This is a genomic window from Micromonospora sp. IBHARD003, from assembly GCF_056106285.1.
In genome coordinates, this window is the sequence record NZ_JBWBBX010000001.1 from 6233282 (window position 1) to 6252634 (window position 19353).

Sequence of the window (19353 nt, forward strand, 5' to 3'; positions counted from 1 at the left end):
GGAGAGTTGTCGATGGTTACTTCACGCTCTGCGGCCTCCGCTCGGCCGCAGCCGGTGGCACCGCGCCGCCGCGGTTCCGTGCTCGAACAGGCGATCCTCAACGCCGCGCTCGACCAGCTGAGCACGGTGGGCTGGAGCGGACTCACCATGGAGGGTGTCGCCGCCGGGGCCCAGACCGGCAAGGCCGCGGTCTACCGCCGCTGGCCGTCAAAGGAGGAACTCGTCGTGGAGGCTCTGAGGGTCGGTCTCCCCAGTGTGGGTGACGCTCCCGACCACGGCAGCGTCCGTGAGGACCTCTATCAGCTCTGCCTGCGGATCCGCGAGGCCATGTACTCGAAGCCCGGCTGCGCTCTTCGCTCTGTGCTTCACGAGTGCGACGGTGGACGCGCTGCGGAGCGCTTCCGTGCCCTGATCCTCCGCGAGGTCACCGAGCCTGCGAACCGTCTCTTCGAGGAGATCGTCTCCCGGGGTGTACAGCGTGGTGACGTCCGCCCGGACGCCGTCGGGGGGCTGGTCGTCGATGTGATCCCGGCAGTCATGATGTACCGCACGAAGATGTGCGGAAGCGAATGGCGGGACGTGGAGATCGCCGAGATGATCGACCAGATCATGGTCCCGCTGCTGCGGCCCGCGGTCGGCTGAACATCGCCGGGCCGAGCCGGATCCGGGCGCTCGGAACGGCTGAACTCCGTTCCGAGGACCTGCCGGATCCGGTTCCCGGCGGGCGGCACGACCGGGATGGGGGCCTTGACCGATAACCGGGGTGTCGCGGGCCGCCGGAGCGGCGTACCCTGACTGGCGCCATGCCGTACGAACCACCCACCCACACCGTTGAGCGCTCCCTCCGGGCTACCACCGGCGCCAAGATCATCGCGGGAGTCGACGAGGTCGGGCGCGGGGCCTGGGCCGGACCGGTCACGGTATGCGCCGCCGTCACGGGTCTGCGCAGACCTCCCGCAGGCCTCACCGACTCCAAGCTGATCAGCCCCAAGCGCCGCACGGAGCTGGCTGAGCAGCTGGAGCAGTGGGTGACGGCGCACGCGCTGGGGCATGCCACCCCGGAGGAGATCGACGAACTCGGAATGACCGCCGCGCTCCGGCTGGCCGCCGTGCGCGCCCTCGACGGACTGCCGGTGCGGCCCGACGCGGTCATCCTCGACGGCAAGCACGACTACCTGGGTCTGCCCTGGCGCGTCCGTACGGTCGTCAAGGGGGATCAGTCCTGCGTCGCGGTGGCGGCGGCCTCGGTGATGGCCAAGGTGCGCAGGGATGCGCTCATGGCCGAACTGGGGCTGGAGCCGGCGTGCGAGGCCTTCGGCTTCGCCGACAACGCGGGCTATCCCGCGCCCGTGCACAAGGCGGCGCTGGAGGAGCTCGGTCCCACTCCGTACCACCGGCTGTCGTGGGCGTTCCTCGACGGTCTGCCGCAGTGGCGGCACCTCAAGAAGGTGCGCGTCCCCGCGGTGGCCGCCGTGCTGGAGAGCGAGGGCCAACTCGGCTTCGACTTCTGATCCAGACCGGCCTCCAGGCCGTTGTGTGAGGCGACCTACGTAACAGATCGCACTCATGTACCCACCCGCCGATGCCAGACGCGCCGGCGTTTGATAGATATCCACTCATGCCTCTCATCCCCGAGGAGCCTCAGATTCACGAGACTGCCCAGGGTCCCCGCACTGCTGCGGCCGCCGGCCGCACCGCGCCGACCCCTCGTCCCGTACCCGGCCCGCGTACCGTGGCCACGCCCCGTCCCGGACGCCCGGTACCCGGCCCGGCCCGGCCCGCTCCACCCGCACAGCGCACCCACAGTCCGGCGGGGCAGATCCCTTCGCCCCGGCCGGAGAATCGTTCCGGACCGCAGATCCAGCTGATCCCGGCCCCGGCCGCGGGCGCGCTGGACGCCGCGGGCGAGGCGGTCGACCTGCTGCTCGACTCCGGTCGGGCGCCCGGCGACATCCTGGTCCTCACCACCGGCGATCAGCACCCTTGGGCCGCGCACGAGCTGTCGTTCGGTGAGAGTGCCTACTGGGCACAGCACGAAGCCCGTGACGACGTCTTCTACGCGGACGCCGCCTCGGCGGACCGGGCAGCCTCCCGGCCGGTGGTCGTCCTCGCCGTCAACGGCAGCAGCGACGACGAAGCCGTCCGTGCCCTGCCCGTCGCCGTGAGCCGGGCGGGAGCGCTGCTCATCGTCTGCGGCGATCCAGAGCGCATCAACACCGTGCTCGGCGCGGGCGTCTGAGCCCGCGCCGGGTCGGCGGCGGCGGACCACGCGGTCGCGTGTGCTCGTCAGACCGGCCGTGTTTATCGCGGCCGGTCGCTTCGACGTGCCCGATCCGGCGGGGCCGTGCCGGTATCAGCCTGGTGGCCCTGCTCTTTCGGGCTGCTCCCGAAGTCTCAGCGGGCCGCCGTGCGGCGGAGAATCTCGGCAGCTCCGCTCGCGGCGCGCAACGGGGCCACTCCCGGTGCGGCGGCGATGCCCCAATCGTCCGGCGAGGACTCGGAGTTGGGTCGGCGGCCGCCGCGACCCTCTCCCAGTACCTGCCATCCACCGCGCGTCAGCGTGATGTACGCGCCGCAGCGCAGGCCGTGCAGGGTACAGGCGTCACGCAGGCCCCACATCCACGCCCCGTCCTCCTCCGTCCAGCGCTCGTCGCCTTCACGGCAGTAGAGCAGCACGGCGGTTCGGGCCGGGGTGCGCCGGCGCAGGTCGTGCGGAATCACCCGGCGCAGATGAGCCAGCAAAGCATTGCGGAAGTCCCAGCCGTCCGCGGGAACGGAGCGCCGGGCGAACGAGGCGCTGGCCGCGAGTCTCTCCTCATGGTCGAGCACGGCCACGACGGCCGTCGACGGGCCGGGCCGGTGACGGGTGTGCAGACCGCTGACCACTTCACGGGGGTTACGCAGCAGAGGTATCCCGGCGGCGGCCCATTCGGCGGGCTCCAGCATCCGGGCCAGGCGACTGGTCGAGCCGGCCGCGCCCTTGACCGAGGCGGCTGTGGACGAGGCGAATCCGAAGGTCACGTTCCTCCCTTCGCATACGCGCCCACAGTGCGGGCAGGGGTGGGTGAGGCGCGCCGCGACACAGCCCTTCCGGACCACGAACGGGCCGTGCGGGGGCGGTTCCAATTCTTGCGGGCCTACGGGCGGGCGGCAACGAGCAATTGAGCCCGCTGACTGGAATAGGCAGGTATGACGCTCATTTCCTTGCCCTTCCCGCGCTTGGTGCCTCTCATGCGGATGTGGCCGGGACCAGCGGGAACACCCTCTCGGCTTCGGCGCGGCGCGACAGCCGCTCCGCGAATGCGAGGAGCCGGCCGCAGTCCGGAAGATCGTCGATGAGTCCTGGCCGAAGATGCCGGGACGTCGTCCGGCGATGTGCGCTGTCTGACGGGCGCCTGCCCGTGGACTGTCCGAGTCTTGCCGGTCACGCGGGGTGAACTGGCCCGTTGTCAGTGCCATCGGGTTGCATGGAGGCATGGACGTTCTGGAGCTCCGTGCCGAAGCCGATGCCATCCTCGCCGAACTGGTCGGTGACCGTGAGGGTTCCGTACGGCTGCGGGAAGACCAGTGGCGGGCGGTGTCGGCGCTGGTGGAGGAGCGTCGGCGTGCTCTGGTGGTGCAGCGCACCGGCTGGGGCAAGTCGGCGGTGTACTTCGTGGCCACCGCTCTGCTGCGCCGACGCGGTTCGGGTCCCACGGTGATCATCTCCCCCTTGCTGGCGCTGATGCGCAACCAGGTCGAGTCGGCGGCGCGGGCCGGTATCCGGGCACGCACCATCAACTCGGCCAACCCGGAGGAGTGGGACTCCATCCATGAAGAGGTCGAGAACGGCGAGATCGATGTTCTCCTGGTAAGTCCGGAGCGTCTGAACTCTGTGGACTTCCGGGATCAAGTTCTGCCCAAGCTTGCGGCCACGACCGGACTGCTGGTGGTCGACGAGGCTCACTGCATCTCCGACTGGGGACACGATTTCCGCCCCGACTACCGCCGGCTGCGGGCGATGCTTGCCGAGCTCGCCCCCGGCGTACCGGTCCTGGCGACCACCGCCACGGCCAATGCGCGGGTCACCGCGGATGTGGCCGAGCAGCTGGGCACCGGCGGCGCCGAGGCCCTGGTGCTGCGGGGCCCGCTGAATCGGGAGAGTCTGCGGCTGGGGGTGCTCGAGCTGCCGGATGCGGCGCACCGGCTGGCGTGGCTGGCGGAGCACCTGGGGGATCTGCCGGGCTCGGGAATCGTCTACACGCTGACGGTGGCGGCGGCCGAGGAGGTCGCGGCGTTTCTGCGGCAGCGCGGGTATCCGGTGGCCTCCTACACGGGGAAGACAGAGAACGCCGACCGGTTGCAGGCGGAGGAGGATCTGCTGGCGAACCGGGTGAAGGCGCTGGTGGCTACTTCCGCACTGGGGATGGGCTTCGACAAGCCCGATCTGGGGTTCGTGGTGCACCTGGGGTCGCCCTCGTCCCCGATCGCGTACTACCAGCAGGTGGGACGTGCGGGGCGCGGGGTGGACCATGCGGACGTACTGCTGCTGCCAGGGCGTGAGGACGAGGCGATCTGGGCGTACTTCGCCTCGGTCGGCTTCCCTCCCGAGGAGCAGGTGAGGCGCACACTGGCGGCTCTGGAACAGGCGGGGCGTCCGCTGTCGCTGCCGGCGCTTGAGCCGTTGGTGGATCTCCGGCGGTCCCGCCTGGAGACGATGCTGAAGGTCCTGGACGTCGACGGAGCGGTCGCACGCGTCAAGGGGGGCTGGACCGCCACCGGGCAGCCGTGGGTCTACGACGCGGACCGTTATGCGTGGGTGGCCCGGCAGCGCAAGGCGGAGCAGCAGGCCATGCGGGACTACGTCGCGACCACCGGGTGCCGGATGGAGTTCTTGCAGCGGCAGCTCGACGACGAGAAGGCGGCTCCGTGCGGTCGCTGCGACTCCTGCGCCGGCTCCTGGCTCGATGCCGCCGTCGCGCCCGCCGCTCTCGCTGCGGCGACCGGTGAGCTGGAGCGCCCCGGGGCAGAGGTGGAGCCGCGCCGGATGTGGCCGTCGGGCATGCCCGCGGTCGGAATCGACCTCAAGGGCCGGATCCCCGAAGGCCAGCAGGCGGCGACCGGGCGTGCGCTGGGCCGGCTGTCGGACATCGGCTGGGGCAACCGCCTGCGTCCGCTGCTGTCGGAACAGGCGCCGGACGGGCCGGTCCCGGACGATGTGATGGCCGCCGTCGTGACGGTGGTGGCCGACTGGGCGCGCTCCCCGGGCGGCTGGGCCGGAGGTGGCCCCGACGCGGCGGCGCGTCCGGTCGGGATCGTGGCCATGCCGTCCCGTACCCGCCCGCAGCTGGTCTCCTCCCTGGCCGGGGGCCTGGCCCGGGTCGGCAGGCTCCCGCTGCTGGGGAGCCTGGCCTACTCCGCGCAGGCCGACGGGCATGGGGCACACCGCAGCAACTCCGCCCAACGGCTGCGTGCCCTGGCCGACTCGTTCGTCGTGCCCGACGAACTCGCCGCCGCCCTGGCCGGCACTCCTGGCCCGGTCCTTCTCGTCGACGACTACACCGACTCCGGCTGGACCTTGGCCGTCGGCGCACGCCTGCTGCGCCAGGCCGGTGCCGAGAGGGTGCTCCCGCTCGTCCTCGCCCTGGGCGGGTAGGCGAATCCCGCCGACCCGGCCGCCGGAACGGCCGGAAACCGAAGGGAGGATGGTGCGTCCGGGTCGTCATGTGTGCGGCTGCGGGCGTCATGTGCCCTCCCGCAGGAACGGCAGGACGAGGTCCACGAATGCCTGCGGGGCCGCCTCATGGATCAGATGCCCCACGGGCACGACAGCGAGCCGCCCGCGCGTAATCCGGGAGGCAAGCTCGGCCACCCCGTCCTGGGTCACATGGCTCTGCGGTCCGCCGGCCATGACGAGTGTCTCGGCGGTGACGTCGTCGAGCCGCTCGAGCCACGCCGGATCGGGCGTGTCGATCTGCGCCCTGACGGCCCTGACCATCTCCCAGTCGAAGGTCAACTCCCCCTCCGGCCGGGTCGCGGAGGTGCGCTTCCGGGGCCGTGGCGCCGGAACGTCCTCCAGTACGAGACGATCCACGCGCTGCGGATGCTCCTGGGCGAGCAGGTAGGCGACCAAGCCGCCCATGGAGTGGCCGATGACATCCACCCCTTCCAGCCCGAGCGCGTCGAGGCAGCCGAGGACGTCGTCGCGCATGGCCTCCAGCGAGTAGGACCCGGGCCAGTCGCTGCGGCCGTGCCCCCGGAGGTCGAGCGCGTGCACGCGCCGGTGCCGGGAGAGGACGGGCGTCACGTCGTCCCAGTCCGTTGAGTCCTTGCCCAGTGCGTGCAGCAGGACCAGCGGCCGAGCCCCCGGCGGGCCGGAGATCTGACAGGCCAGCCGGATCCCTCCGACGTGCAGGGTGTGGTGGTCGACCATGTCCGCAGGCTGTCCGGGGAGCCCGGGAGGGAAACGGTGTTCACTCACGGCCGAACCGCGCAGACAGCGATTCGGCCGTCGGACGACATCGAATTGAGAGCACGTCAGCGACTCGTGCGAACACCGGTGTTGAGGCTCGGGCGCCAGACAATCGGTTCAGAAGGTGTTCGTGATCGTGGTGCTCGCCTTGTCCTGGGCAACTGAGATCGAGCCTGTGGACAACGTTATCCACAGGGCTGGCGGGGACGGCTTGATCGCGGGACCGTCGAGGCATGCGAGAGAGCAACGAACACCAGCAGTCGCAAGAACGTCCTGCACCCCACGATCATGTCGGCACGCCACAGCCACCGGATGCCGATCCCGAGATCCGTTCGGCGGAGCCCCAGCCCGTCGAGCTCTGGGCCGAGGAGGCCGAGTTCCCCGTCCCGGCGGGGACATCCGCCGACGCGCTCGAGGAATCAGCCGGCTTGCCGGACGGGTTCCCCGCGAAGGAAGGAGAAGAGGAGTCCGAGGCGCCGCAGCGGGAGTCTGCGGAGTCGGCGGACCAGCAGTCCATCACCCTGCGCAGCCCGGCCGAGCTCGCCGATGCCCTGCCGTACCTGATGGGATTTCACCCGACGGATTCGGTGGTCATGGTCGCACTCCACGGCACGCGGGGACGCTTCGGCGGCAGGCTGAGAGTCGGCATCCCCGCCCCGCCGAGCGAGTGGCCTCCGATGGCCGAGCAGCTCGCCGAGTGCCTGATCGAGGCCTGCCGCCGGCGCCGGGCGGAGCCGGACGGCATCATCGTCTTCCTGTGCCAGGACCCTTCGGCCGGAGAGACGGGCCGCGAGGTGATGGAGCGGCTGCGTCCCCTCGCCCAGGGGCTGCGGACGGCCTGCGGCTCATTCGATGTGCCGGTGTACGAGGCGCTGTGCATTTCCGACGGTCGCTTCTGGTCCTACTGCTGCCCGGATCTTCGGTGCTGTCCGGCGGAGGGGACAGCCATGGTCATGCCGGGTACGTCAGTGATGGCAGCGGCGGCCGCGTATGCGGGGATCCAGGTAAGGGGGTCTTTGCGGGACCTTGAGGCTCGGCTGGAACCGCTGCGGACATCCACGGTGGTGGAGCAGGAGAGAGCCCTGGACCGGGCGGCCTCGGCGCTGGTGCCGAGGATCGCCGATCACGGAGGCCGGGAGCAGGTTGGTGCGGAGACGCTGCGACTCGCCCGGCGGCTTATGACGCGGCTGTCGGAGCGGATGGCCGCAAGCGCCGGCTGGTCCGAGGATGACGCCCGCGATGACCGGCTGATCACGCACGACGAGGCGGCGGCGGTGATTCTCGGGCTGCAGGACCGGCACACCAGGGACACGGCCGCGGCATGGATGGAGGGCCCGGCAGCCGACGACGCCCTGCGACTCTGGCGGGCGCTGTCACGCCGCTGTGTCGGGTCGTACGGGGAGCATGCCGCGGCGCCGCTCGCGCTCGCGGGGTGGGTCTCCTGGTCGACCGGCGACGAGCCCGCGGCGAGGGTCGCGCTGGGCCTCGCGCTGATGGCCGACCCGGAGTATCTCTTCGCGAGACTGCTGCACCAGGCGTGCAACGACGGACTGGACCCGGAGGAGCTCCGCCGCTGCCTTCGCGAGCAAGCGGCACCGGATACGGCGAAGTCCGGGCCGGACTGTGCCCCCGCGGCCGCCGGCGCCGGGGAAGCTCTGGCCGCTCGGTCTGCCCTGCCCCATCCGCTGCCTCCGACGGTTACGGCCACGGAGGTGCAAGAAGGAGCAGAGCAGAAGCCGCCGGGAAGCGAGCCGCGTGCGGGGTCCGGGGGCCGGGGATCCCAGGGCGTTCGGAGGCGGGGCGTGCCTGCGGGCCGTTCATCCGCAGCGGCTTCCCCTTCCCTTTCCATGCGTCGGCCCGTTTCCGGCCGGGGTCGTCCGGAGGCAGGGAGCCGGTCCCGGCCGCGTATGCCGGACCGGCGCCCGCGGCGGCGTTCGGACGCAGGCCACGACGGAGGCTGACCGCGCAACCGGGCGCGGGCTTTCCGGGCGCCGGTGGGGCGCGAAGGGGTGGAGACCTCCGCCGAGTGCTCGGGCGTGCAGCAGGGTCCGGGACCTGCTGCACCGAGTGTGCGACGGAGACGGCACGCCGCCGTAGGAGGACGACGGGACACGGTGCCGGACGGGGGAGTCAGGCACCCGAGCACGAAGGAGGCATGGGAGAAGTCGTCGGTTCCCGATCACGAAGGGAGTGTTTATCGTCAGGAAGACGACTATGATCGCGGCATGTCACCCTACGACCCGTCGGCTTTCCCGCCGTTCGCCGTCACCGTCGACCTGGTCGTGCTCACCGTACGCCGCCATGCACTCTGCGCACTGGTGGTACGTCGCGGGGAGCCTCCGTTCCAGGGGCGCTGGGCGCTGCCCGGGGGGTTTGTGCGGGCCGACGAGGATCTTGCCGCGGCAGCGGCTCGGGAGCTCGTCGAGGAGACCGGTCTGTGCGTCCACGATCCGGATTCGCCCGCCCCCGGCAACGGTGCGCACCTGGAGCAACTGGCCACGTACGGCGACCCGAAGCGCGATCCCCGTATGCGTGTGGTGAGCGTCGCCCATCTCGCGCTCTCCCCGGACTTGCCGGCACCGCGTGCGGGCGGAGACGCGAACAGCGCGCGCTGGGCGCCCGTCGAGTCGCTGCTGAGCCCGGAGAACGGGGGACGGGAGGAGGACCCCTCGGCTCAGCTCGCCTTCGATCATGCGCAGATCCTCTCGGACGGTGTCGAGCGGGCCAGGTCCAAGATCGAGTACTCCTCGCTGGCCACGGCCTTCTGCCCCCCTGCGTTCACGGTGGGAGAGCTGAGGCGGGTGTACGAGGCGGTGTGGGGTGTCGTGCTGGACCCACGGAACTTCCACCGGAAGGTCACAGGCACTCCGGGCTTTCTCGTGCCGGAGGGCGGGACCACGACCCGCCAGGGCGGCCGTCCCGCGCAGTTGTTCCGGGCCGGTGGGGCGACCTTGCTCAATCCGCCCATGCTGCGGCCCGAGGTCTGACGAGGGGCGACGGTGCGATGAGGGCCGGCTTCTGCTGGGCCCGGTGACGGCTGATGGCGTGCGGGTCGCGCCCCTTCGTCGGCCGCGGGTCGTGTCCGCATGGCCGCCTCGGCGCACATGGCGGCATCGGTGCCCATGAGTTGGCTCGCACCCGGCGCGAACCCTCCGGATGCGCGCTGGAGTTGGTGCGTCCCGGTCTCTGCGGTGCCCTGCCGGACCGTGAACGGGGAGTGCTTCGGGGTGTCTGTTTCGTGGGCGGTTGCGGGTAGTCGCGGGGTGGTGCGGCCGACTCGCGTCCTCCGTCAACTCCGGCAGCGGTCAGCGGCGTTGTCACGCGCGGAGTCGCCGGGCGGAGCCTGTCAGGCGACCTTCGGAGCCGGGCCCGAAGGTGACGCATACCGGCCCGCACGGTCATATGCCTTCGCAACTCCCCGCCGAGTGACCGTTTATTCCTGATAAGTCGTCAATTGTGGTGAGGGCGGTGATCACCCTTTCGTGTGCTTTTCACCAAAGACCTCAAGGGCTGCGCGGACGACGCCGACAAAGGATGCGTGAGTACCCTTGCGCACACCATGATGACCGCCGCCCGCCCCGCCGAGTCCGGCCTCGTCGGCCCGGGCGAACTCGACCGATATCCCTACCCGGAGGCACCCGGTGTCGACCGGGCGGGCCGCGTGGGCCCCCCGGCCTGGGACACTTCGGACGCCGAGCTGGGCCGTGCGGTCGGCCGCCGCGCGGCGGGCAGCCGGGGCCGTGGCCTCCACGGTCAACTCGTCCAGCAGTTGGGCCAGATGATCGTCTCCGGTGACCTCGGCGCCGACCGGCCCCTCGTTCCCGAGGAGATCGGCCAGCGCTTCGAGGTCTCCAGGACGGTCGTCCGGGAGTCGCTCCGCGTCCTCGAGGCCAAGGGCCTCGTCAGCGCCCGCCCCAACGTCGGCACCCGGGTCCGTCCGGTCAGCGACTGGAATCTGCTGGACCCCGACATCATCGAGTGGCGCGCCTTCGGTCCGCAGCGCGACGATCAGCGGCGCGAGCTCACCGAGCTCCGCTGGACGATCGAACCGCTCGCCGCCCGCCTTGCCGCCGGTCACGGCCGCGAGGATGTGCAGCAGCGCCTGGCGGACATGGTCGAGATCATGAATCACGCGTTCACCCAGGGTGACGGGATCACCTTCACGCGTGCCGACGCCGAGTTCCACTCCCTTCTGATCCAGATCGCGGGCAACCGCATGCTGGAGCACCTTTCCGGCATCGTCGGCGCCGCGCTCCAGGTCTCGGGGGGTCCCGCCGCCGGATGCGACCGCCCCTCCGAGGCGTCCCTGGCCCACCACGCCCGGATCGTCGACGCTCTCGCCGCCGGCGACCCGAACGGCGCCGAGGCGGCCATGCGTCAACTGCTCACCGCCCACCCCGAGGTTGACCGCGTCGTACCCGCCCCGCGCGAGCACTGACCGCGCGGCCGCAGCGGCGCCCGGGGGCGCACTCCGTCGTGCGTCACCGGATCGTGTGTCGCCGGACCTTCGGGTCCGGCGACACGATCGTGGCCGTGATCGTGGACAGGTCGGAAAGCGATCGCGTACGAGACCGTCCGGATGATTGCCCGGGCCGGTTGGCGGGAAGGTGGCAGAAGTCCCCCGCGAGGCGACCGAGCAGGTAAATGCGGGGCAATGTTCCTTTCTGGTCGTTTTGTCGTAAATGAGGTGTGACTCGGGCCACGCGTAATGGGCGTAACGCTCGTCGAAACAGTGCGATGACCTAAGAGGTGACAGCCGAGGAGGGAATGCAGACGCCGTTCACGGCGCTGTTCACCTCCGAGGTACAGCCCGCGCCGTCGGTACATCCCCAAACCGGCGGTCGTCGGCTCCGGTCCGAACGTGGGCGGGGCCGGAAGCCGTTTTCCATCGTTCCGAGAGGTTGTTCGTGTCGGCCAGCACATCCCGTACGCTCCCGCCGGAGATCGTCGAGTCCGAGTCTGTGATGGCGCTCATCGAGCGGGGAAAGGCTGATGGGCAGATCGCCGGCGATGACGTGCGTCGGGCCTTCGAGGCTGACCAGATTCCGCCAACCCAGTGGAAGAATGTTCTGCGCAGCCTCAACCAGATCCTCGAGGAAGAGGGTGTGACGCTGATGGTCAGTGCCGCGGAGCCCAAGCGCACCCGAAAGAGCGTCGCAGCTAAGAGCCCGGCGAAGCGCACCGCCACCAAGACCGTCGCGGCCAAGACGACCACGGCGAAGACCGTCGCCGCCGCCACCGCGGCTCCGGCGGCCACCGCCGGAGCCGACGAGATGCCGGCCGACGAGGCGGCGGCGTCCGCGAAGACGACTGCGGCCAAGAAGACCGCGGCCAAGAAGACGACTGCGGCCAAGAAGACCGCGGCCAAGAAGACGACGGCGGCCAAGAAGACCACCGCCAAGAAGGACGCCGACGAGCTCGTCGAGGGCGAAGAGGTTCTCGACGACGTGCAGCCCGGCAAGGGCGGCGCGGACGAGCCCGAGGGCGCCGAGAGCGCCGGCTTCGTACTCTCCGACGAGGACGAGGACGACGCGCCCGCGCAGCAGGTCGCCGCGGCCGGCGCCACCGCCGACCCGGTCAAGGACTACCTCAAGCAGATCGGCAAGGTTCCCCTCCTCAACGCGGAGCAGGAGGTCGAGCTTGCCAAGCGCATCGAGGCGGGTCTGTTCGCAGAGGACAAGCTGGCCAACTCCGACAAGCTCGCGCCGAAGCTCAAGCGAGAGCTGGAGATCATCGCCGAGGACGGCCGCCGCGCCAAGAACCACCTCCTCGAGGCCAACCTCCGTCTGGTCGTCTCGCTCGCCAAGCGCTACACCGGCCGCGGCATGCTCTTCCTGGACCTCATCCAGGAAGGCAACCTGGGTCTGATCCGTGCCGTCGAGAAGTTCGACTACACCAAGGGCTACAAGTTCTCCACGTACGCCACCTGGTGGATCCGGCAGGCGATCACCCGTGCCATGGCCGACCAGGCCCGCACCATCCGTATCCCGGTGCACATGGTCGAGGTCATCAACAAGCTCGCGCGTGTGCAGCGGCAGATGCTCCAGGACCTGGGCCGTGAGCCCACCCCGGAGGAGCTGGCCAAGGAACTCGACATGACCCCGGAGAAGGTCATCGAGGTCCAGAAGTACGGCCGTGAGCCGATCTCCCTGCACACCCCGCTGGGTGAGGACGGCGACAGCGAGTTCGGTGATCTGATCGAGGACTCCGAGGCCGTCGTCCCGGCCGACGCGGTCAGCTTCACACTCCTCCAGGAGCAGCTGCACTCGGTGCTCGACACCCTGTCGGAGCGCGAGGCGGGCGTCGTCTCCATGCGCTTCGGCCTCACCGACGGCCAGCCGAAGACCCTCGACGAGATCGGCAAGGTTTACGGCGTCACGCGTGAGCGGATCCGTCAGATCGAGTCCAAGACGATGTCGAAGCTGCGGCACCCGTCGCGTTCGCAGGTGCTGCGGGACTACCTCGACTAGTCCGGACGCGCGTCGTCCGCCGAAACAGCGGTACCAAGGGCCCGGCTCCCCGAACAGGGAGCCGGGCCCTTCGGCGTGGCACACCGGGTGCGGGCCCTCGCGGCGTGGCTGACTCTGAGTGGACGGACATTCACCGGAGAGTCTGGAGACGGTATGCGTCGCCCCATCGCCCGAGCACTGACACGACACCTGGCCCTGGCGGCGGCAGCGGTGCTGGTGCCGCTCGCCCATCCTGCCTCCGCCTCCGCCGACAGTGTGATCATCGGCGGTAGTGCGGCGCGGTCGGTGGACAACCCGTGGGTCGTCGCCCTGTCCAGCCGTAACCGGTTCGGCGGTATCCGGGCGGGTCAGTTCTGCGGTGGTGCGGTGGTCGCGCCGACGAAGGTGCTCACGGCGGCCCACTGTCTCTCCCGGGAAGTACTGGGGGCACCCGTGGAGCAGATCAAGGACCTTCGGGTCATCGTCGGACGGGACGAGCTTCTCGGCTCGGGCGGGCAGGAGATCGCGGTGCGGGAGACGCGGATCGCCCCCGCTTACGACCCGGTGTCGAACACTTCCGACATGGCTGTACTGACGCTTTCGAAGGCGCTTCCCGCCGCGCAAGTGATTGCCTTGGCGCGAGCCGGCGATGCGGCGTACACGGTGGGCACCGCGGCCCTGGTCTACGGCTGGGGTGACACCACGGGTGCAGGCGCCTATGCGTCCGCGCTGCATGCCGCGCCGGTGCAGGTGCTGGCGGACGAGGCATGCCGAACGGCGTATCCGGGCGTCCCTGTCGGCCGCTACGAGCCCACCACGATGCTGTGTGCGGGGGACGCGAAGGGCGGTCACGATGCGTGTCAGGGAGACAGCGGAGGGCCTCTCGTGGCGAACGGCCGTCTGATCGGGCTGGTGTCCTGGGGCAGCGGATGCGGCCGGGCGGACAGTCCCGGCGTCTACACCCGGGTCTCCGCGGTGCTGGATTCGGTCGCCGCCTACCTGTGACGCACGGGAGCAGGAAGCCTGTGGCCCGCCTGGGTCCAGCGGTGGCCTGCGGGGCGTTTGCGTCCCTGGCCGTCTGCGGTGCGCGCGCTGCCGCACGCCGCCCCCATGTCATCCGCGCCGGCGGCCGTACCGGATGCGGACCGTCGTCGGCCGTGCGCAAGGGGCCATGAGAACGGGCGACCGCCCCCTTGGGAGGGGGGCGGTCGCCCATCAGCCGGTCCTGGACCGGCCCTTGGCTCGTCGTAGGACGCGAGAGTCAGCGCTCGTCTTCTTCGCCGGAGCTGGCCTGTACAGCCGTCAGCCGCTCCGTCTCGTCCTGTATCTCAACGGCGATCTTCTTGAGTTCCGGCTCGAACTTGCGCCCGTGGTGAGCACAGAAGAGCAGCTCACCACCGCTGGTCAGGACGACGCGCAGGTACGCCTGGGCGCCGCAGCGGTCGCAACGGTCAGCGGCCGTCAGCGGGCTCGCGGGGGTCAGAACAGTAGTCACGTCGCCTCTTCTCTAGCTCGACGAGCTGTCGTACCAGGGTCAACATCCAACCAGGCCGAAAACGTTCCCGCTCGGGCCTTTTCCTCGAAACTTCTTCTTCGAGCTGCTTCAAGGCGGCTGGCTGCCGACGGCTGGCGGCGAATGTGCCGTATTGCTTCGCTTTACGGTTTCGCTTGCTTGCTTGTTGTCTCGGCGTCCTCCCGGCTGGCTTGCCGGTTGTTCATGAGGACGTGCCCGGAGCCTAAATGGTTCATGCGCCGAAGGGAACGTGATGTGCGCGTCACTCGATCGAGGGATCGAACGTGTATGCGACCGTGGACTAGCATGAACGCGCACGAGGGTGGCGTTACATCGGCTCTATCAGGCCTCGGTACCCTCTGACCGGCGACCGACGCCGGGGCCTTTACCCCACAGAGGCCAGATCCAAATTCAGCGAGGAGCGAACCGCGTGACCGCCGAAACGTCCGTGCCGTCCAGTGCGCTGCTGACCGCAGACCGTGACGGTTCCAACTACACCGCGCGGCACTTGCTGGTTCTCGAAGGGCTCGAGGCGGTCCGCAAGCGGCCCGGCATGTACATCGGGTCGACCGACAGCCGCGGGCTTATGCACTGCCTCTGGGAGATCATCGACAACTCGGTGGACGAGGCCCTGGGCGGGTACTGCGACCACATCGAGGTGATCCTCCACGAGGACGGATCCGTCGAGGTCCGGGACAACGGACGGGGCATCCCCGTCGACGTCGAGCCGAAGACCGGTCTGTCGGGGGTCGAGGTCGTCATGACCAAGCTGCACGCCGGAGGGAAGTTCGGCGGCGGCTCCTACGCGGCGTCCGGCGGTCTGCACGGCGTGGGCGCCTCGGTCGTGAACGCGCTCTCGTCCCGCCTCGACGTCGAGGTGGACCGGAGCAGCGCGACGCATGCGATCAGCTTCCGCCGCGGCGTCCCGGGCATCTTCACCGAGTCCGGCCCGGACTCACCGTTCGATCCGGCCAACGGGCTGATCAAGGGCAAGCGGGTGCCCCGGACCCGCACCGGCACCCGTGTGCGCTACTGGGCCGACCGCCAGATCTTCCTCAAGGACGCCAAGCTCTCCCTCGAGACGCTGCACCAGCGCGCCCGCCAGACCGCCTTCCTCGTCCCGGGCCTGACGATCGTCGTCCGCGACGAGCGCGACCTGGAGGGCGAGGGCAAGTCGCAGGAGATCTTCCGCTTCGACGGCGGTATCAGCGAGTTCTGCGAGTACCTCGCCCAGGACAAGGGCGTCTGCGACGTCCTGCGGCTGACCGGCCACGGCAGCTTCAAGGAGACCGTGCCGGTGCTCGACGACCGCGGCCACATGACCCCGACCGAGGTCACCCGCGATCTCGCAGTCGACATCGCCCTGCGCTGGGGCACCGGCTACGACACCTCGGTCAAGTCCTTCGTCAACATCATCGCCACGCCCAAGGGCGGCACCCACGTCACCGGCTTCGAGCGCTCCGTCACCAAGACGGTCAACGAGGTGCTGCGCTCCGCCAAGCTGCTGAGGGTGGCCGAGGACGACATCGTCAAGGACGACGCACTCGAGGGTCTCACCGCGGTCGTGACCGTGCGGCTCGCGGAGCCGCAGTTCGAAGGCCAGACCAAGGAGGTTCTCGGCACCTCCGCCGCGAACCGGATCGTGGCCAACGTGGTCGCCAAGGAGCTCAAGGCCTTTCTGACGTCGACCAAGCGCGACGCCAAGGCGCAGGCCAGGGCGGTCCTGGAGAAGGCCGTCGCCGCCGCCCGTACGCGTATCGCGGCCCGCCAGCACAAGGAGGCCCAGCGGCGTAAGACGGCCCTCGAGTCGTCCTCCCTGCCGGCCAAGCTCGCCGACTGCCGCAGTGACGACGTCGACCGCAGCGAGCTCTTCATCGTCGAGGGCGACTCCGCGCTCGGGACGGCCAAGCTCGCCCGGAACTCGGAGTTCCAGGCGCTGCTCCCGATCCGGGGCAAGATCCTCAACGTCCAGAAGTCCTCCGTCTCCGACATGCTCAAGAACGCCGAGTGCGGAGCGATCATCCAGGTCATAGGAGCGGGCTCCGGCCGCACCTTCGACATCGACGCCGCCCGCTACGGCAAGATCGTCCTCCTGGTCGACGCGGACGTCGACGGTGCCCACATCCGCTGCCTGCTGCTGACCCTCTTCCAGCGCTACATGCGGCCCATGGTCGAAGCCGGCCGGGTCTTCGCCGCCGTACCCCCGCTCCACCGGATCGAGCTCGTCCAGCCCAAAAAGGGCCAGGACAAGTACGTGTACACGTACTCGGACAACGAACTCCGTTCGACCTTGCTCGAGTTCCAGCGCAAGGGCATCCGCTTCAAGGACTCGATCCAGCGCTACAAGGGTCTGGGCGAGATGGACGCCGACCAGCTGGCGGAGACCACCATGGATCCGCGCCACCGTACGCTGCGCCGGATCAACATCGGCGACCTGGAAGCGGCCGAGCAGGTCTTCGACCTGCTGATGGGCAACGAGGTCGCCCCGCGCAAGGAGTTCATCACGAGCAGTGCGGCGACACTCGACCGCTCGCGCATCGACGCCTGACGCCGACCGCCCCGACGGTGCCTTATACCCGCGTTCCCAGCTGAATCGCGGCATCCGTCACCTAATGGGGTGAAGAGGAAGAGAGAAGAGTCAGGGATCTCCCCGTTCTGTCCATTCTGGGGCAAGCGACCGCAATGGTTCGCTGACAGGGAGAGAGCTGAGCGTGGAGAAGCAGGATTGCCGGGACGCCGGTGCGTTGCGCATCGACGACCCGTGGTACGACGCGCTGGCCTTCGGGTGGGGCGAGCTGGACGGGACGGGTATGCCCGCACCGGCCGCGCTCCCGGGGGCCGCGTACCCGGAGTACCGGCACCGACCGGCCGACATCTATCGGGATGTACAGCGCAGTGCGGCCTTCCAGGAGGTGCGCAGCCGCTACAGGCGGTTCGTCGTCCCGGCGACGCTCACCTTCTTCACCTGGTACGTGGCGTACGTCGTCGCCGCCACCGCCGCACCCGGTCTGATGGCAAGGCCCGTGGCCGGCGCCGTCAATGTGGCGATGGTGGCGGGGCTCGGGCAGTTCCTCAGCACCTTTCTGCTCACCTGGGCCTACGCGCGGCACGCTCGGCTGCGCAGGGACCGCGTGGCGCTGGATCTGCGGTGGACGGTCTTCGACCAGACGCGGGAGTCCGGGCACACGGGGGCGAGGCAGGCGGCACGGAACGTCGACCCGGGCTGGGGGGACGAGAGTTGACCGGCGACCACCAGACCCTGGCGCTCTTGCTGTTCAGCGCCTTCATCGCGGTCACCCTGGCCATCACCACCTGGGTGAGCCGCAACCGGCAGGGTTCGGCGGAGGAGTTCTACGCGGGCGGGCGGCTGTTCTCTCCGATGGAGAACGGTTTCGCCATTGCCGGTGACTACATGTCGGCAGCCTCGTTCCTTGGCATCTCCGGCCTCATCGCCCTCTACGGCTACGACGGGATGCTCTATTCCGTCGGCTTCCTGGTGGCCTGGCTCATCGTGCTGCTCCTGGTCGCCGAACTCGTCCGCAACTGCGGCCGGTTCACACTGGCCGACGTCGTCGCGGCCCGGATGCGGGAACGGCCGGTGCGTATCGCGGCGGGCGCGTCCTCGGTCACGGTGTCCGTGCTCTACCTGGTGGCGCAGATGGTGGGAGCGGGCAGCCTGGTCGCCCTGCTCCTCGGCGGGACGAGCGACACCGCGCGCTCCTGGACCGTCATCGGGGTCGGCGCCCTGATGGTGATCTATGTGTCCCTCGGCGGGATGCGGGCCACCACCTGGATCCAGATCGTCAAGGCCGTGCTGCTGATGGCGGGTGCGACGGCGCTGACCGTGCTCGTGCTGACGCGCTTCCACGGGGACTTCAACGCGCTGCTCGACTCCGCCGCACGGCAGAGCGGCCACGGCAGGGACTTCCTGGCGCCCGGGCTGCGTTACGGCGGGGACTGGACGGCGCGTGCCGACTTCATCAGCCTGGGACTCGCCCTGGTCCTGGGGACCGCGGGACTGCCGCACATCCTGTCCCGTTTCTACACCGTCCCCACGGCGCGTGCGGCGCGCCGTTCCGTCGTCTGGTCCATCGGACTGATCGGCAGCTTCTACCTGATGACGATCGTGCTCGGCTTCGGCGCCGCCGCCATCCTCGGCACCGAGCGGGTACGGGCCTCGAACGGCTCGGGCAACACGGCCGTTCCGCTGCTCGCCCTCGACCTCGGCGGTGGCGCCGGTTCCACCGGAGGCACGGTGCTGTTCGCCGTGGTGGCGGCGATCGCCTTCGCGACGATCCTGGCCGTCGTCGCGGGAATCACACTCGCCTCGTCGGCATCGGTCGCGCACGACCTGTATGCCTCGCTCCGGCGGCGCGGGGCGAAGCGGCACAGTGAGGTCGCGGTGGCCCGTCTCGCGGCTGCGGGTATCGGCGCGGCCGCGATCGCGCTCGGACTGATCGCCCGCGATCTGAACGTGGCGTTCCTGGTGGGCCTCGCCTTCGCTGTCGCCGCCTCGGCCAATCTGCCGGTCCTGCTCTATTCGCTGTTCTGGCGGAACTTCACCACCCGCGGCGCCGTCTGGTCGGTCTACGGCGGGCTGATCCCCGCCGTGCTGCTGGTGCTGCTGTCGCCGGTGGTGTCCGGCAGCCCCGAGGCGCTCTTCCCGGACGCGGACTTCCGGGTCTTCCCGCTGCAGAATCCGGGAGTGGTCTCCATCCCCCTGGGCTTCCTGTCGGGCTGGATCGGCACGGTGACCTCGTCCGAACCGCCGAACGAGACCAAACACGCGGAGACGGAAGTACGGTCGCTGACCGGCGCGGGTGCGGTGTAAGCACGGTGGCAGGCAGTGTTGATCGGCGGGTGTCCACGGTCCTCGTAGAGCGCAGGTCCGGGATACCCCCTGCCGGCCGTCACTCATGGACCGCGGACCTATCCTGGGA

General features: G+C 69.9%; 15 protein-coding genes. 12 read left to right on the top strand and 3 right to left on the bottom strand.

Features of this window, described 5'->3' with window-relative positions; translation table 11 throughout:
* Positions 1-12 precede the first annotated feature (12 nt).
* The 3 genes from ACTWOL_RS27715 to ACTWOL_RS27725 all read left to right on the top strand — a co-directional run bounded on the left by ACTWOL_RS27715 (position 13) and on the right by ACTWOL_RS27725 (position 2239).
* On the top strand, positions 13-642 hold the full coding sequence (locus tag ACTWOL_RS27715; RefSeq protein WP_474299514.1) for a TetR/AcrR family transcriptional regulator: 630 nt from the start codon (positions 13-15) through the stop codon (positions 640-642).
* 161 nt (positions 643-803) lie between these two features.
* Entirely contained in the window at positions 804-1511 is a 708-nt protein-coding gene (locus ACTWOL_RS27720) for a ribonuclease HII (RefSeq protein ID WP_474299515.1), read from the top strand.
* 107 nt (positions 1512-1618) lie between these two features.
* The gene (locus ACTWOL_RS27725; protein WP_474299516.1) at positions 1619-2239 is read left to right on the top strand and encodes a hypothetical protein; all 621 of its coding nucleotides are present in this window, start codon (positions 1619-1621) and stop codon (positions 2237-2239) included.
* A gap of 155 nt (positions 2240-2394) precedes the next feature.
* On the opposite strand, the gene ACTWOL_RS27730 is transcribed toward ACTWOL_RS27725, so the two are convergent.
* Entirely contained in the window at positions 2395-3021 is a 627-nt protein-coding gene (locus tag ACTWOL_RS27730) for a hypothetical protein (RefSeq protein ID WP_474299517.1), read from the bottom strand.
* 454 nt (positions 3022-3475) lie between these two features.
* On the opposite strand from ACTWOL_RS27730, the gene ACTWOL_RS27735 reads away from it, so the two are divergent.
* Positions 3476-5635, top strand: coding sequence for a RecQ family ATP-dependent DNA helicase (locus ACTWOL_RS27735; RefSeq protein WP_474299518.1), 2160 nt, complete (start codon positions 3476-3478; stop codon positions 5633-5635).
* 87 nt (positions 5636-5722) lie between these two features.
* Here ACTWOL_RS27735 and ACTWOL_RS27740 read toward each other — a convergent pair whose 3' ends face one another.
* A complete protein-coding gene (locus ACTWOL_RS27740; protein ID WP_474299519.1) occupies positions 5723-6412 on the bottom strand; it encodes an alpha/beta fold hydrolase in 690 nt (229 codons plus the stop codon).
* 272 nt (positions 6413-6684) lie between these two features.
* Here ACTWOL_RS27740 and ACTWOL_RS27745 point away from each other — a divergent pair, with 272 nt between their 5' ends.
* From ACTWOL_RS27745 to ACTWOL_RS27765, 5 genes are all read left to right on the top strand, one after another.
* The gene (locus ACTWOL_RS27745) at positions 6685-8412 is read left to right on the top strand and encodes a DUF4192 domain-containing protein (protein WP_474299520.1); all 1728 of its coding nucleotides are present in this window, start codon (positions 6685-6687) and stop codon (positions 8410-8412) included.
* A gap of 264 nt (positions 8413-8676) precedes the next feature.
* Complete coding sequence (locus ACTWOL_RS27750; protein ID WP_474299522.1) at positions 8677-9438, top strand: NUDIX hydrolase; 762 nt, start codon at positions 8677-8679, stop codon at positions 9436-9438.
* A gap of 551 nt (positions 9439-9989) precedes the next feature.
* Positions 9990-10889 (top strand): FadR/GntR family transcriptional regulator, encoded by a 900-nt coding sequence (locus ACTWOL_RS27755; RefSeq protein WP_474299523.1) that lies wholly within the window; start codon positions 9990-9992, stop codon positions 10887-10889.
* Positions 10890-11415: 526 nt separating this feature from the next.
* Entirely contained in the window at positions 11416-12921 is a 1506-nt protein-coding gene (locus ACTWOL_RS27760; RefSeq protein ID WP_474301276.1) for an RNA polymerase sigma factor, read from the top strand.
* 153 nt (positions 12922-13074) lie between these two features.
* Positions 13075-13905, top strand: a complete 831-nt coding sequence (locus ACTWOL_RS27765) for a S1 family peptidase (RefSeq protein ID WP_474299524.1) — start codon at positions 13075-13077, stop codon at positions 13903-13905.
* 256 nt (positions 13906-14161) lie between these two features.
* Here ACTWOL_RS27765 and ACTWOL_RS27770 read toward each other — a convergent pair whose 3' ends face one another.
* The gene (locus ACTWOL_RS27770) at positions 14162-14395 is read right to left on the bottom strand and encodes a DUF7455 domain-containing protein (protein ID WP_474299525.1); all 234 of its coding nucleotides are present in this window, start codon (positions 14393-14395) and stop codon (positions 14162-14164) included.
* A gap of 448 nt (positions 14396-14843) precedes the next feature.
* Between ACTWOL_RS27770 and ACTWOL_RS27775 the strand changes: the two genes are divergently transcribed.
* The 3 genes from ACTWOL_RS27775 (at position 14844) to ACTWOL_RS27785 (ending at position 19244) form a co-directional block, all read left to right on the top strand.
* Positions 14844-16961, top strand: a complete 2118-nt coding sequence (locus ACTWOL_RS27775) for a DNA gyrase/topoisomerase IV subunit B (protein WP_474299526.1) — start codon at positions 14844-14846, stop codon at positions 16959-16961.
* A gap of 163 nt (positions 16962-17124) precedes the next feature.
* A complete protein-coding gene (locus ACTWOL_RS27780) occupies positions 17125-17655 on the top strand; it encodes a DUF485 domain-containing protein (protein ID WP_474299527.1) in 531 nt (176 codons plus the stop codon).
* Positions 17652-19244, top strand: coding sequence for a solute symporter family protein (locus tag ACTWOL_RS27785; RefSeq protein ID WP_474299528.1), 1593 nt, complete (start codon positions 17652-17654; stop codon positions 19242-19244). Before ACTWOL_RS27780 ends, ACTWOL_RS27785 begins: the two co-directional genes overlap by 4 nt.
* Positions 19245-19353: the final 109 nt, after the last annotated feature.

Coding starts and splice junctions, on each gene's coding strand:
- ACTWOL_RS27715 (WP_474299514.1), top strand. CDS start 13: ATGGTTACTTCACGCTCTGCGGCCTCCGCTCGGCCGCAGCCGGTGGCA.
- ACTWOL_RS27720 (WP_474299515.1), top strand. CDS start 804: ATGCCGTACGAACCACCCACCCACACCGTTGAGCGCTCCCTCCGGGCT.
- ACTWOL_RS27725 (WP_474299516.1), top strand. CDS start 1,619: ATGCCTCTCATCCCCGAGGAGCCTCAGATTCACGAGACTGCCCAGGGT.
- ACTWOL_RS27735 (WP_474299518.1), top strand. CDS start 3,476: ATGGACGTTCTGGAGCTCCGTGCCGAAGCCGATGCCATCCTCGCCGAA.
- ACTWOL_RS27740 (WP_474299519.1), bottom strand. CDS start 6,412: ATGGTCGACCACCACACCCTGCACGTCGGAGGGATCCGGCTGGCCTGT.
- ACTWOL_RS27745 (WP_474299520.1), top strand. CDS start 6,685: ATGCGAGAGAGCAACGAACACCAGCAGTCGCAAGAACGTCCTGCACCC.
- ACTWOL_RS27750 (WP_474299522.1), top strand. CDS start 8,677: ATGTCACCCTACGACCCGTCGGCTTTCCCGCCGTTCGCCGTCACCGTC.
- ACTWOL_RS27760 (WP_474301276.1), top strand. CDS start 11,416: ATGGCGCTCATCGAGCGGGGAAAGGCTGATGGGCAGATCGCCGGCGAT.
- ACTWOL_RS27765 (WP_474299524.1), top strand. CDS start 13,075: ATGCGTCGCCCCATCGCCCGAGCACTGACACGACACCTGGCCCTGGCG.